At 37.1% G+C, this 14,395-nt stretch carries 11 protein-coding genes; 6 read left to right on the top strand and 5 right to left on the bottom strand.

Going from position 1 to position 14,395, the window contains the following annotated elements; translation table 11 throughout:
- Positions 1 to 202 precede the first annotated feature (202 nt).
- A complete protein-coding gene (locus IGJ41_RS05590; RefSeq protein ID WP_002357875.1) occupies positions 203 to 409 on the top strand; it encodes a hypothetical protein in 207 nt (68 codons plus the stop codon).
- Between the two features lie 17 nt (positions 410 to 426).
- On the opposite strand, the gene IGJ41_RS05595 is transcribed toward IGJ41_RS05590, so the two are convergent.
- Positions 427 to 1,206, bottom strand: a complete 780-nt coding sequence (locus tag IGJ41_RS05595) for a Cof-type HAD-IIB family hydrolase (RefSeq protein ID WP_002363786.1) — start codon at positions 1,204 to 1,206, stop codon at positions 427 to 429.
- A gap of 214 nt (positions 1,207 to 1,420) precedes the next feature.
- Here IGJ41_RS05595 and IGJ41_RS05600 point away from each other — a divergent pair, with 214 nt between their 5' ends.
- Complete coding sequence (locus tag IGJ41_RS05600) at positions 1,421 to 2,140, top strand: response regulator transcription factor (protein WP_002381953.1); 720 nt, start codon at positions 1,421 to 1,423, stop codon at positions 2,138 to 2,140.
- On the top strand, positions 2,140 to 3,609 hold the full coding sequence (locus IGJ41_RS05605; protein WP_002366540.1) for a sensor histidine kinase: 1,470 nt from the start codon (positions 2,140 to 2,142) through the stop codon (positions 3,607 to 3,609). Before IGJ41_RS05600 ends, IGJ41_RS05605 begins: the two co-directional genes overlap by 1 nt.
- 38 nt (positions 3,610 to 3,647) lie before the next feature.
- On the opposite strand, the gene IGJ41_RS05610 is transcribed toward IGJ41_RS05605, so the two are convergent.
- The 3 genes from IGJ41_RS05610 to IGJ41_RS05620 form a co-directional block, all read right to left on the bottom strand.
- Positions 3,648 to 4,199: a hypothetical protein gene (locus IGJ41_RS05610; RefSeq protein WP_010827336.1), complete on the bottom strand. Its 552-nt coding sequence runs from the start codon at positions 4,197 to 4,199 to the stop codon at positions 3,648 to 3,650.
- 14 nt (positions 4,200 to 4,213) lie between these two features.
- Positions 4,214 to 4,915, bottom strand: a complete 702-nt coding sequence (locus tag IGJ41_RS05615; RefSeq protein WP_010827337.1) for a hypothetical protein — start codon at positions 4,913 to 4,915, stop codon at positions 4,214 to 4,216.
- A 105-nt stretch (positions 4,916 to 5,020) separates the two neighbouring features.
- The gene (locus IGJ41_RS05620) at positions 5,021 to 7,129 is read right to left on the bottom strand and encodes an LTA synthase family protein (RefSeq protein WP_002357869.1); all 2,109 of its coding nucleotides are present in this window, start codon (positions 7,127 to 7,129) and stop codon (positions 5,021 to 5,023) included.
- Positions 7,130 to 7,386: 257 nt separating this feature from the next.
- Between IGJ41_RS05620 and IGJ41_RS05625 the strand changes: the two genes are divergently transcribed.
- Positions 7,387 to 8,559, top strand: coding sequence for a class I SAM-dependent rRNA methyltransferase (locus tag IGJ41_RS05625; protein ID WP_153854144.1), 1,173 nt, complete (start codon positions 7,387 to 7,389; stop codon positions 8,557 to 8,559).
- Positions 8,560 to 8,625: 66 nt separating this feature from the next.
- On the opposite strand, the gene rnhC is transcribed toward IGJ41_RS05625, so the two are convergent.
- Positions 8,626 to 9,543 (bottom strand): ribonuclease HIII, encoded by a 918-nt coding sequence (gene rnhC / locus IGJ41_RS05630; protein ID WP_002390139.1) that lies wholly within the window; start codon positions 9,541 to 9,543, stop codon positions 8,626 to 8,628.
- A gap of 218 nt (positions 9,544 to 9,761) precedes the next feature.
- Here rnhC and IGJ41_RS05635 point away from each other — a divergent pair, with 218 nt between their 5' ends.
- Together IGJ41_RS05635 and IGJ41_RS05640 are read left to right on the top strand one after the other, a co-directional pair.
- Entirely contained in the window at positions 9,762 to 12,182 is a 2,421-nt protein-coding gene (locus IGJ41_RS05635; RefSeq protein ID WP_153854145.1) for a cation-translocating P-type ATPase, read from the top strand.
- A 141-nt stretch (positions 12,183 to 12,323) separates the two neighbouring features.
- Positions 12,324 to 14,210: an Ig-like domain-containing protein gene (locus IGJ41_RS05640; protein WP_104874304.1), complete on the top strand. Its 1,887-nt coding sequence runs from the start codon at positions 12,324 to 12,326 to the stop codon at positions 14,208 to 14,210.
- Positions 14,211 to 14,395: the final 185 nt, after the last annotated feature.

Consider the following 14,395-nt stretch of genomic DNA (forward strand, 5'->3'; position numbering starts at 1 on the left):
TTTTAAGAACTGTACGCAATTTAAAACAGAGATAGAAAAAAAGTGTGATTTTTTACAAAAATGAAACGAATCTTAAGAATAAATGAAAAAAATAAGGAATTAGTAAAAATTATGGGTTAGTTGTAAGAATCTAGGATCTTTCCTTGCATTTTAGTAGGAAACATCCTATTCTAAACATAGAAAAACAAAGGGGTCAATAAAAATGGACAACCAATGGTTACTCTACGGAATTAGCAGTGTCGTATTAATTATTTTAATCAGAAGAACAATCCTATCAGGAAACATCGTATTAAGTTGTTTGTTGGGAGCGATTTTGCTGATTCAAGTAGTAGGAGTAGCTCTCTGTGCACAGCAGAAAAAGAAAAATGAACATACAAAAGAACTACCTTCTTCTAAAGTACATCAATAGAAGAAGGTAGTTTTCTCTTATAGTAAATCAAATTTTTTCAAGCCATTAACAATGCCGTTCTCAGTATTTTTAGTTGAAATAAAGGTGGCTTTTTCTTTTAGTTCTTCTCGCGCATTACCCATGGCAATTCCATAATCACAGGCCTCAAACAGCGCCAAATCATTGATGCCATCACCAAAGGCATAAGTGGGAATGCCGTTTAATCCCAAGGTGTTAAAAAGATTTTTGACACCAGAGCCTTTAGAGACCCCTTTACGAACAATATCTATTGAAAAAGGACCATTGCGATAAAAGGTCAATTCAGGAAACCGCTCATAGTAATATTCATCATCATCGCCATGTTGACTTAAGACCAACATCATGTTGACGGCATCATTCTCATAACCTGTGGGATCAATTTCTGGAACAGCTGAGTGAATATAATCATAGGCTTGTTTCACTGTGCCAGTATGCCCTGTACAAAAAATACGGCGCTCATTGTAAAAAGCCAATTCATGACCACGCTGTTTGACATGTTCATGCAGTGAAACACATTCCTCTGTTGTAAATTCATCTGAATAAATCGTTTTTCCTTCATAATGAATAAATTGCCCGTTCATTACAATCGCAGAATCAATGCCACTGGCTTTCATAATTGGCTGAATCTCACACAAGGTCCGTCCTGTCGCAATTAAAGGTAAAATTTGATTGTCTTTCAAGGCCGCCACTGCTGCGGTAATCTCAGGAGTAATTTGCGATGTTCCATCTAACAAAGTTCCATCTAAATCAAAAAAAGTAATAGCTTTCATTTTATCCATACCCTAACATCCTCTCTACGCTTGTTATTTTAACAAACTTTTCTGAAAAGACAATGGGTTTCCTTCGTTTTCTTTAAAAGAGCAGGAAAAAAAGTGATTTTTGATGGTTCTGTAAAGGATTTTTGAAGAAATATAGAATCGGTTGGTACAAATTCAATTTTAGAGTATACTACAATAGAGCAGTTTTATGAAAAGTGAATAAGGAGTGAATGAAATGAATATATTAATGATTGAAGACAATGAATCCGTCTCAGAAATGATGCAAATGTTTTTCTTAAATGAAGGGTGGGAAGCTACCTTTAAAGATGATGGCAAAGAAGGATTGGCGACTTTTCTTGCTTCGCCAGAAAAATGGGACATGATTACGTTAGACTTAAACTTACCTAGTATGGATGGGATGGCTGTTTGTCGTGAAATTCGCAAAGTTTCAGCCAATGTTCCCATTATTATGTTGACCGCTCGTGATTCTGAAAGTGACCAAGTAATTGGCCTTGAAATGGGTGCGGATGATTATGTGACAAAACCATTTAGTCCATTAACTTTGATTGCACGGATGAAAGCTCTACATCGTCGTGCCGAGGTGGCAGAGGCTGCGCATGATACGTCTGAGAATACAGATGAAACATTTGACGTGATTACGGATCATTTTAAAATGAATACGAAAACACGAGAAACATATTTAGATAATCAATTAATTGAAGGCTTAACACCTAAAGAATTTGATTTGCTATACACTTTAGCAAAAAAACCACGCCAAGTCTTTTCACGCGAACAACTACTAGAATTGGTTTGGGACTATCAATACTTTGGCGATGAACGGACAGTTGATGCCCATATCAAAAAATTACGACAAAAAATTGAAAAAGTGGGTCCTCAAGTCATCCAAACGGTTTGGGGCGTAGGGTATAAATTCGACGATTCAGGTGTTGCTTAATGAAGTATTTGTATCAACAATTACTTGCTTTTATAGGTGTGATTGCTCTGATAATTCTCATTGTCGGAACGTCTTTCACACAATTGACCAAGCGCACAATGCAAGAAAATAACTATGAACAGCTGTATGGTTATGCAGAATCGGCTTTAGAAACACGTGACTTTTTTATTAATGTTGCAGGTGTTTCAGATCGAGATGTTTTATCCTATTCATTTCAGTTGACTGAGCGCGTACTCCAGAAGCAAGATGTGCAATTTGTGTTTATTAACAAGGACCGCGAAGTGCAGTACCCACCAGTTGATAGCACGAAAAAATTAGACTTTTCCTTAATCGATAAAAATTGGGATCAAATCATGAAAGGCAATCGTGTTTATGCAACAGAAAACATTGATATTTACGGGGCCCGAAATACTTCGTCCTATGTAATGTTACCGGTGTATGCATCAAATCAGTCTTCTGATAAAAAAGTGATTATTGGTTCACTCGTTATTACACAACCTGCCAAAAACGTTGACCGAAGTGTTCAGTCCGTGACACAAAACTTGATTAAAGGCTTTATTTTTTCTGGTGTGATTGCCTTGTTACTAAGTTATCTATTTGCGACTTTCCAAGTGAAACGAATTAATCGAATGCGTAAAGCTACCAAAGAAATTACTAGTGGAAATTTTGATATTCAATTACCGGTTCATGACAAAGATGAATTTGATGACCTAGCAGAAGATTTTAATAAAATGGCCGCGTCTTTAAAAGAATCACAAGAAGAAATCAATCGGCAAGAAGAGCGCCGTCGTCAATTTATGGCGGATGCCTCTCATGAAATGCGGACGCCTTTAACAACTATTAATGGCTTGTTAGAGGGATTGCAGTATAATGCTATTCCTGAAAATCAAAAAGAGAATGCGATTAAACTGATGCAAAATGAGACCGCTCGCTTGATTCGCTTAGTCAATGAAAATCTTGATTATGAAAAAATTCGGACCAACCAGATTCAAATTGTCGTGAAGAAGTTCAACGGAACAGAAGCTTTAGAAAATATTGTGACTCAACTAACGGCCAAAGCTGAAGCCGCCGGTAATCAATTGTATTTAGACACCACCGAACCAATTGATGTGTATGCCGATTATGATCGTTTCGTTCAAGTAGTTGTCAATATTGTTCAAAATGCTATCCAATTTACTGAAAATGGCGAAATTCATATTGCTTTAGAAAAAGGCTATTTAGAAACTATTGTCCGTATTTCTGATACAGGAATCGGCATGACGGAAGAGCAAATTCTGAATATCTGGGATCGTTATTACAAAGTAGATCCATCCCGTAAAAATACGAAATATGGAGAATCAGGATTAGGCTTACCAATCGTTCAACAATTGGTCCGCTTGCATAAAGGAAAAATCAATGTTGAGAGTGAACCTGGTAAAGGCACCACATTTATTATTTCATTTCCTGATGTTGAAATCACTGAAAACTAAAGAAAACGTCTGGTCACAATCAGTGCCAGACGTTTTTTTTAGTTTAATAACGCATGTAGAGACAGGGGGCGCACATAGGGACTATCAATAATTTGTGGCTCTTTTGTCAGAAATAGCAAGCGCTTGTTTCTTTTTTGAACTGCTATTTTTAATTGAGGTAAAATTTCTTGACGTTGTCCAATCGTTAATGAAGAAAAGATGTCATCAATCACTAACGTACTTGTTTTTGAAAGCAAAAGTTGTATTATGCGCATTTTAATTTTTTCAAAAGTCGTAAAAGAAGTAAAGGAACGACCAAGTAAGGCAGGTTCTAATTGGAACACCTGGAAAGCTTCGGCTAGAACTACTTTTCGATCCCGTTCTTTGATTGTACTAGCGATAAATAAATTTTCTTCTAATGGCAAGTAGGGCAGAAAGGTTTCACTAGAAGAAAGCCTAGTAATGGTTAGTTGATTTGTTTGGAAAAAATCGGCCAATGCGAGTTCTTGTTCTGGAGCAGAATAAATGATTCCATAAACTTCTCGCAAAGCTAACGCGTCGAATGAGGATTTTTTTTCGGTTGTTTTTTTGAATGATGGTGTGACATTCATAGAAAATCCCTCCCTTATTTCTTATGTGTGCGTAAATAAATCAACGTGAAAGGAGTCCCGCAAACAAGAGGAATGCCAAGCAAGATTAAGCAGTTAACAAAGCAATTACGGATTGTATAAAGTGACTGCATACTTTTAAAATCAAAAGAAAACGCTTGGATCGTTTGAATCCCTAAATGCTGGATATTTGTAATCGTGACATCCTGGTCGGTACTTTTAGCTAAAAATGCTGGAGTTTCCAAATGAGACCACTGTAAAATAGCATCACGAGCAGCCCAAAGAACAGTATTATACGTTTCTTGAAACATTAAAGTGAAAAGTAAAAAACTGAAAATTCCTAATAGAGCCGGTAAACACAATTCTAGTAAGAGCTGTTTGGTGACATACATATTTGAAAAGTGCATGTGATACCATGTATGTATTTCTTCCTTTTTTATGCGTAATGTCACATACATCAACAGAAGAAAAGTAACACCAAAGAAAATGACACTACCTAGATAGAGGTGCCAATAGTATTGAATCAGTTGGTAATGGTAACTAGTTTGTTTTTCAATATCGACAAAGTCTGGCATCGTTCGTAAAAACTCTTTTTCAAAATCAATTAAGTTAAACAGCCCAGTCAATAAGAAAGAGAACAGGAAGAAGAAGAGTGCAGTGACTAACGTGATTTTTTTATGATAAAAACTACTAGCTGTAGCGTAACGGACACTTCTCATCAACTTTCACCTCTCTAAACTATCTTTAGTATAGTGAAATAATATGAATTAATTATGAAAAAGTAGCAAAAAAGCTTGAGCAAATTGCTCAAGCTTTTTGAAGATTTATTTACCAGTTTTTTGATAGCCTTGATAACTGTCAGTGTGATATTCATCAACGGTTGATTTATTATTGTTTTTACTGTAAACACTCGTTGATTTTTCACCTTTTTCTTTTTCAATTGCTTCCAGTTGTTGCAATTGGTTCTTGTAATCATAGTCTTCTGGGTTAACTGGTTTTAAGCCGCTATTGGTATAGAAACGAAGCAAGTCACCGTTAGTAATTTGGTCAGACGTTTCTAATTGTTTCGTCGCTTTGGCTTTTAAATCAGCGACTTCTTTCTTAACTTCTTCGGTTGGCTCTGTAATTAAAGTGCCTGTTTTAGTATCGTAAATGCTAGAACCTAAAATAGTATATTTAGGTGTTACAACATTGCCGTTGCGGAAAGCAACGATTTGATTGTGTTGTTTAGAGAATAAATCTTGGCCTAACTGAATGTAGTTTTTCGTATCGACACCAAGCAAGTGTAGAAGGGTTGGTAAGGCATCAACTTGGCCGCCATACGTATGGTTCACACCGCCATTTTCTTGACCAGGAACGTGAATCATATAAGGAACACGTTGCATATTGGCGTTGTCAAAATCGTTCCAATCTGCTTTGGTTTTACCTACTAATTCTGCTAAGTTTTGGTTTCTTGAATTAGAAACCCCATAGTGATCGCCATAAAGAACAATGACTGAGTTTTCATAGAGACCTGAAGATTTCAAGTAGTTAAAGAATTCTTCTACCGCTTTATCTAAATAATTCGCTGTTGCAAAGTAACCATTAATTGTTTCGTCAGAGGTTTTTGCAATTGGGAATCCTGCTTCATCGTTTGTAAATTGAGAATAAGGATAATGATTGGATACAGCAATAAATTTAGAATAGAACGGTTGTTGTAAATGTTCTAAATATTGAACGGATTGATTAAAGAATGGTTTATCGTGTAACCCATATTGGAATGAGTTATCTGAATTAACATCATAATAACTAGCATCAAAGAAATAGTCATAGCCTAAACGTTTATAGGTTTCATTTCGATTCCAGAAGTTACCGGCATTTCCGTGGAAAGCAGCGCTAGTGTAACCTTGCGTTTGTTTTAAAATATCGGGTGCTGCTTCAAACGTATTTTTCCCACCAACTTGTGTAAAGAGTGAACCTTGGTCTAAACCAAATAGTGAATTTTCAAGTAACGTTTCGGCATCACTTGTTTTTCCTTGACCAACTTGGTGGAAGAAGTTATCAAAGCTAAAGGTACTTTTACTATTGTAAAGACTATTGATAAATGGTGTGACTTCGTGTTCTACGCCATTTTCATCTTTTAATTTGTAATTAACTAAAAATTGTTGGAAACTTTCTAAATGGATATAAATTACATTTTTGCCTTTTGCAATACCAAACTTACTATCATCGGGTGCCGCATATTGTTGTTTCACGTAATCTTCAACTTGTTTCATATCGTTAGCACTAGCTTCTGCACGGACTTGGTTTGTTTGGTAAGTTGTAATGCCATCGTACACGGTAAAGGCATTTAAGCCTAAGAATTTCACGATATAGTCACGAGAGAATTGACGTCCTAATAATTGGGGACGTTCTGTTTCAGCCATAAATAGATTGAATAAGAAAAAGACAACAGAAAGGAGTGTGACAGAGACTGCTACACGTGCGCGGACTGGACGCGCATCTGTTTTAATTTTTTTCGTTAATAATAATACGCCAATAATAATGAAGTCTAAGAAATAAATGACGTCATAAGGTCTAAAGAGACGTAAGGCACTTTCGCCAAGACCGCTAGCTACTTTGCCAGCACCAAGCATCGTATTAACTGTGATGAAGTCAGTAAATTCTCGATAATACACGACATTTGAGAAGAGCAGTAAACTCATCAAGAAGTAAATAATCATCATTGTAATATAAGAAGCTTTTTTACGGCGAACATACAAAGCGATGGCTAATAAAAAGACCGTTGTAGCAATTGGATTAATTAAGAGTATGAAATACTCGTTAATATTTTCCAAACGTAAATGGAAATCAACGGCGTACGCAAAGAGGTTTTTTAGCCACAGTAAGATGGCGATTAGCGAGAATAACCCCAGTCGCGTGTTCAAAATATTTGTTTTAAATAATTTTTTCAAAATAAACGTCCTTTCTAAACGATGATTCTATAAAAGTAAAATTAGGTAAATTTCGTATTTTACAATATCGCTTTAATTTTACTCTTTCACAAATTTTATGTCAATTCTTACCGAAGTGAGGAATGGTGATGTTAAAGAAAACTTACTATTTCCTTAAACTTTTTAGTTCGTTAAATGACGTGAAGCTTGAATCCTTTAAAGACAGATGGGCCTTTTTTTGCTATACTAGATAGGACTTTGAAAAGTAGGTGTACAGAATGAAACTTCAAGTAACTAAAAAAGCAGAACATAAATTTAAAAAAGGATATCCTTTAATTCAGAAAGAAGATTTGCAACAAGTGCCGGCGCCGTTGCCAACAGATTGGCTTACTTTGATTGATAGTAAAGGCCAGCGTTTAGCCGAAGGATATTTAGGCGAACAAAATAAAGGAATTGGTTGGTTGCTGTCATGGCATGGACCAATTAATCAATCTTTTTTTCAACAACTCTTTGAAATAAGTCGTGAGAAGCGGACGCCTTTTGAAAAGGATTCGCTGACAACCGCTTATCGATTATTTAATGGAGAAGGAGATGGCATTGGGGGTCTAATCATCGATCGCTATGCAGATTACGCCGTTTTTTCATGGTATAATGAAACCCTTTATCAGAAAAAAGCCGAACTTTTGACGGCGTTTCGCACAGTTTATCCTGATATTATTGGTGCCTACGAAAAGATTCGCTTTTCCACAAAAGATTTACCCGAATCACAGTTTTTGTATGGCGAACAAGCACCCGAGCCATTACTTGTCACTGAAAATGGCGTTCAATTTGCTACCTATTTAAACGAAGGATTAATGACAGGCATCTTTTTAGATCAAAAAGAAGTTCGTGGTCGATTAGTAGATGGTTTTGCAGTAGGGAAAACAGTCTTAAATATGTTTAGTTATACAGGTGCTTTTTCAGTAGCTGCCGCTATGGGAGGTGCCGTGGCCACCACTAGTGTGGATTTAGCTAAACGAAGCTTACCGAAAACGACTGAGCAATTTGAAGTCAATCATTTAAATCTTGCCCCGCAAAAGATTATTGTTATGGATGTTTTTGACTACTTTAAATATGCTTCACGTAAAGGCTTGAGTTATGACATGATCATTTTGGATCCGCCAAGTTTTGCTCGCAACAAAAAGAAAGTTTTTTCCGTTGCTAAAAATTATGGGGAGCTAGTGAAAGATTCTATTGATATTTTAACGGATAAGGGAACGCTTATTGCCTCAACCAATGCGGCAAATTTATCCTTAGCCAAATATCAAAAAATGGTGATTACTGCCTTGCAAGAGAAAAATGTCCGTTACAAGATTACGGACACGTATCAATTACCGGCAGACTTTCAAGTGAATCCTAATTTTCCAGAAGGTAATTACTTAAAAGTCCTATTTATCGAAATTGAAAAATAATTTTTTACACCAAGCAAAAGTCCCAGCGCCGCTAATCGGCATTGGGACTTTTGCTTGGTGTTTATTTTATAGTAACTTTTGGGCTTTTTGGGTGTTTGCGAAATGCAGCTTCGCGTAATTGGCTAATAAGTCTAGGCCGCCTTTTTTCAAAATACGTGCGGCTACTTGGTCTGATTTGCTGCCAGCACCAGAGGGCACAGAGAAACCCAATTCTGCAGATTCTTTGTCTAACTCTTCTAAAAAAGCAGCGCGGCTAATAATAGAGGCGGCAGCAACAGCAACATGATACTGCTCTCCTTTAGTGACGAAGAACAATTTTTCAGTGACTTGATTTTTTTCATTACGAACATATTTCCGATAGTTATTTTCAGGGGTGAACTGGTCAATCAAAATCCCTTCTGGCTTTGTGGGAGCCAATTCTTGCAGCAACAGATAAATCGCTTGGTTATGCAAAGCGACTTTCATGTGTACAGCATTGTAGTTTGGTTGGATCTCATTGTATTTTTTGGGTTCAACGATTAATAACTTGTAAGGAATCAGTTCTTTAATGACATGTGACAATTGAATAATTTGTGGGTCGGTTAATTCTTTGGAATCACGAACACCTAATGCTTTTAGTTTGCTAATCATGCTTTTGTCAACATAGGCAGCACAGACAGTTACTGGACCAAAATAGCTACCATTACCGACTTCATCGGAACCTATCACAGACCAGTTGCCAAAATCAGCAGGCAGCGTTGTAGTCTGGGGGGACACTTTTTTCTGTGGTGTGGTACTCGTTCCTTCCCAACGAGCGGCCTCTTTTTCAGCTTGAGGTCCCTGAAACATGACTTTACCTGATTGATAAGCAGTGATGGTAGTGGTGCCAACCTTGGCCACAAAGACAGTATAAGGGACCGTTTTATTTAAACGATTGGGTTGATAAACAGTGGTCATCTCTGCTAATGTTTTTTTACTAACTTTAATTACGTGATTCTGTGCCATCAATTGTTCCTCATTTCTTGATATTTCTTCTTTACTATAGTAAAGGAAAAACAAGTAAATGAAAAGGTTTTGCGTTAGCTTGTTCCTGAAAATGACAATGTTTAGGAAATGTATAATTTTTTTCTATAGTTGGGCGCTAGTTGTTATCTAAATTTTTATTCAGTGCTATACTGTGGGAGAGAAGGAGACGATGAAAGAGTCGACTAGAACAAGGGGTGATGTGTTTGAGAAGAAAAAAAGAAATGCAAGAAAATGAACCAATAGCAGTGACTGCTAACGCGGAACGCTATTATCCAGAAGATAAACAAGGCTTGACGGCCGCACAAGTTGAAGAAAGAAAGCGAAAAGGCTTAGTCAATGCCGCCGTCGATACAGAGTTTATCACAACGAAACAGATTGTTATTAATAACATATTTACGTATTTCAACTTAATTTTTGTGGTACTAGGCGTGTTATTAATGCTGGTACAATCTTATAAAAATATGACCTTTTTGCCAGTAGTAATCATTAATACGGTCATTGGAATTTACCAAGAAATTAAGTCGAAGAAAGTATTAGATAGCTTAAATATTCTAAACGCTACAAAAGTAACCGTTGTGAGAGATGGCCAAGAACAAGAAATTTCGCCAGATGAGCTGGTTTTGGATGATGTGGTGCTCTTTAAATCGGGTGAACAGATTTCTGGGGATGCAATTGTCTTATCTGGTGAAGTCCGTGTGAATGAATCCTTGTTAACTGGGGAATCTGATGAGATTACCAAAGTAGCAGATAGCCAACTTTTGTCAGGTAGCTTTATTGTGTCAGGTTCTTGTTATGCAAGAATTGATAAAATTGGCGCTGAGGCCTATGTTCATCAATTGACGCTTGAAGCGAAATCAATTAAAAAAGGGGAACAATCAGAGATGGTCGGTTCCATTAACCGTTTGGTGAAATGGGTAGGGATTATTATTATTCCAATCGGCTGTGTTCTATTTTTCCAAAGTTATTTCATCAACCATCAAGGGCTTCATGACAGCATTGTCTCCATGGAAGCTGCCTTGATTGGGATGATTCCAGAAGGGTTGTACCTTTTAACAACCGTTGCATTAGCTGCCAGCACAATGCGCTTAGCGAAGCGCGGCGTTTTATTGCACAACATGAAAAGTATCGAATCCTTAGCACGTGTCGATGTGTTATGTGTAGATAAAACAGGAACAATTACTGAAAACACGATGGAAGTCCAAGAGTTGGTTCCTGTGGTGAGTATCGAAAATGATGGTACAGACTTAACCAATGTCGAAAAATTAATTGGCGATTTTTGTCGAACAATGTCAGCTGACAACGATACGATGAAAGCGATGAAAGAATTTTTTGTTACTAATAATCAGAGGGAAGCCGTTAGCTATACCTCGTTTTCGTCTGTCGAAAAATTTAGTAGCGTGACTTTCCCGGAAGCGACGTATATTCTTGGGGCGCCAGAGATGATTTTGAGAGACAATTATGAAATGTATCAATCTGAAGTGGAACATTATACAAGTCAAGGCTATCGCTTATTGGTGTTCGGAAAGTATTTAGGAGAATTTCAGGAAACGTTGACAGCAGAGGTTCAACCTCTTGGCTACATTCTTCTTTGGAATCCGATTCGTAAAGAAGCTAAAGCAACTTTTGAATATTTCGCTGAACAAAATGTGGCTATTAAGGTCATTTCTGGCGATAATCCTTTAACAGTATCCAATGTAGCACAAGCGGCAGGCATTATTGGTGCTGAAAATTATGTGGACGCGCGAACATTAACTACAATGGAAGCCCAGACAGAAGCTTTAGAAAAATACACCGTTTTTGGTCGTGTCACGCCAGAACAAAAGAAACAATTTGTATTATTGTTGAAAAAATTAGATCATACAGTGGCGATGACAGGGGATGGAGTCAATGATATTTTAGCCATGAAAGAAGCAGATTGTAGTATTGCTATGGCTTCAGGAAATCAAGCTACAGCACAAGCCTCGCAAGTTGTGTTGTTGGATTCTGATTTTTCAACGATGCCGGAGGTTGTCTTTGAAGGCCGCCAAGTAGTTAATAACATTGAACGCTCTTCAAGTTTATTCCTTGTAAAAAATATTTTCTCCTTGCTGATGTCTGTCTTTGCTATGATTTTTGCCGTGACATATCCTTTACAACCGACACAAGTCACATTGATTAGTTTATTTACAATTGGGATTCCTTCGACATTTCTAGCTTTGGAACCAAATCATCGTCGCATTGAAGGGAAATTTCTTTTCAATGTGTTATCAAAAGCAATTCCTGGTGGGTTAACGGATATGTTAGTAGTCGGTGCTTTACTAATTTGTGGTGATATTCTTGCACTTCAAAAAACGGACATTTCAACGACTGCAACATTGTTGCTAGTTTCAGTCGGCTTTATGGTTCTTTATAAAATTAGTTCACCAATGAATCGTTACCGCAAGCGCGTAATGATTGGCTGTTTAATCGGAATGGTTATTACAAGTATTTCCATGAAAAACTTGTTCTCGTTAACTTCGGTATCGCCAACAGCCTTGTTACTTTTAGCCATTCTTTTCTTTGCAGCAGACTCAACTTTCCAACATTTATCAACCATTTCTGAAAAAGTTCAATTATGGTTTTATAAGAAAAGACATTAGGAGCAAAACACCGAGCCAAAATTATTTTGGTTTGGTGTTTTTTGTTTTTTATCGTTGGGAAAAATAAAAACACTTGTACCTAGTTAATCCTTGATAGTATAAACCTAACCAATTATTTTAGGTAGGAAGGATTGAATAAAAATGAAAAAAAGAAGTTTTGTCTATTGGGGAATGTTTTTCATTCTTTTGTCGATGCTGATAACGCCTTTTCTGAAACTTGAAACAGGATATGCACAAACGGAACCAACTAGTACCAGTGAAACCAATCAAATTTCTGCTACGCCAAACGTAGTACCGCGTAAACAAGTGGGCAACATTGTGACAGCGATTCAACTAACGGACAAAGAGGGAAACCCACTTGGGACTATTAATCAATATACAGACATCTACCTCCGAATTGAGTTCAACTTACCGGATAATACCGTTAATAGTGGGGATACGAGTGTGATTACTTTGCCCGAAGAGCTACGTCTCGAGAAAAATATGACCTTTAATGTAGTAGATGATACAGGTGCTGTGGTTGCAATCGCACAGACCGATGTAGCAAATAAAACGGTCACGTTAACGTATACAGATTACGTAGAAAACCATGCCAATATTAGTGGGTCTTTATATTTTACAAGTTTGATTGATTTCGAAAATGTCGAAAATGAATCCAAGATTCCTATTTACGTCACGGTTGAAGGGGAAAAAATATTTGCTGGCGATCTTGATTACCAAGGTGAAGGCGATGATGTTAACGAAAAATTTAGCAAGTATTCGTGGTTTATCGAAGACGATCCAACCGAAATTTACAATGTACTACGGATTAATCCAACAGGGCAAACGTATACTGATTTAGAAGTGGAAGATGTGCTAAAAACAGCAAGTTTAAGTTATATCAAAGACACTATGAAAATTGAACGAGGACAATGGACACTGGATGGAAATGCTATTTGGCAGTTCACGCCAGAGGAAGATATAACTGGTCAGTTGGCTGTCCAGTATGGTCCTGGTGACCGCAATTTTTCGGTGCATTTTGGCAATATTGGGACTAACGAATATCGTATCACCTATAAAACCAAAATCGATCATCTTCCCGAAAAAGGTGAAACCTTCACAAATTATGCAAAATTAACAGAAAATCAAACGGTGGTGGAAGAAGTCGAAGTGAGTCGTGTCTCACAAACGGGTGGTGGAGAAGCCAATGGTGAACAATATGTTGTTGAAATTCATAAAGAAGATGAAGCAGGCCAGCGTTTAGCAGGTGCAGAGTTTGAACTCATTCGTAACTCAACCAATCAAACAGTGGCCAAAATCACAACAGATCAAAACGGAACAGCGATTGTTAAAGGCTTGTTAAAAGATAACTATACTTTAGTAGAAACCAAAGCACCTACCGGTTACCAGCTTTCGCAAAACAAGATTTCAATAACACCTGAAGACTTTGATAAAAACTTAGTTGCACTGAAAACTGTTGTGAATCATAAGATTTCATATCAACCAGTCGCTGCTTCATTTTTAGCTGGAAAAGTTCTTTTAGGAAAACCACTGAAGGATGCTGAATTTCAATTTGAATTGTTAGATGAGAAAGGTACAGTACTAGAAACGGTTAGTAACGATACTTTAGGGAAAATTCAATTTTCACCATTAACCTTTGAAACTCCTGGAAACTATCAATACACCATTCGGGAAGTAAACACGCGACAGGCAGGTGTTTCCTACGATACGCATAATCTTCAAGTTCAAGTAACCGTCGAGGCACTTTTAGGAAATCTTGTGGCGACTACTCAGTATGATGGAGGTCAAGTATTTACTAATCACTATACGCCAGAAGAACCTATAGAAAGTACCACACCACCAACGAGTGGGACAACAGATACTACCACGAATTCAACCACAGAAACTACTTCAATAACCATTGAAAAACAGGCGGTTCATAATAAGGAATTGCCAAAAACAGGAGAAACAAAAGAAAACGCGTTTCTTTTCTTAGGTAGCCTTCTTTTGATTCAAGGAGTATTTATCTATTTTAAAACGAAAAAATAATCGCTTAGATAGTTTCAGTAATCGAGACAAAATGTGCAAATTTCGAGAGATTTAGCTTGTTCATTTGAGTTTGGAGTGGTTCTGTGCTATACTATCTTTAGCGTAATGATACTAGTTGGGAGTGAGCGGATTTCTGCTCACTCTTTTTGATGGAAAAGTCATCAGGACACGGTTCGTTACATCAA

The organism is Enterococcus sp. DIV1537a (assembly GCF_051712085.1).
Classification (GTDB): domain Bacteria; phylum Bacillota; class Bacilli; order Lactobacillales; family Enterococcaceae; genus Enterococcus; species Enterococcus faecalis.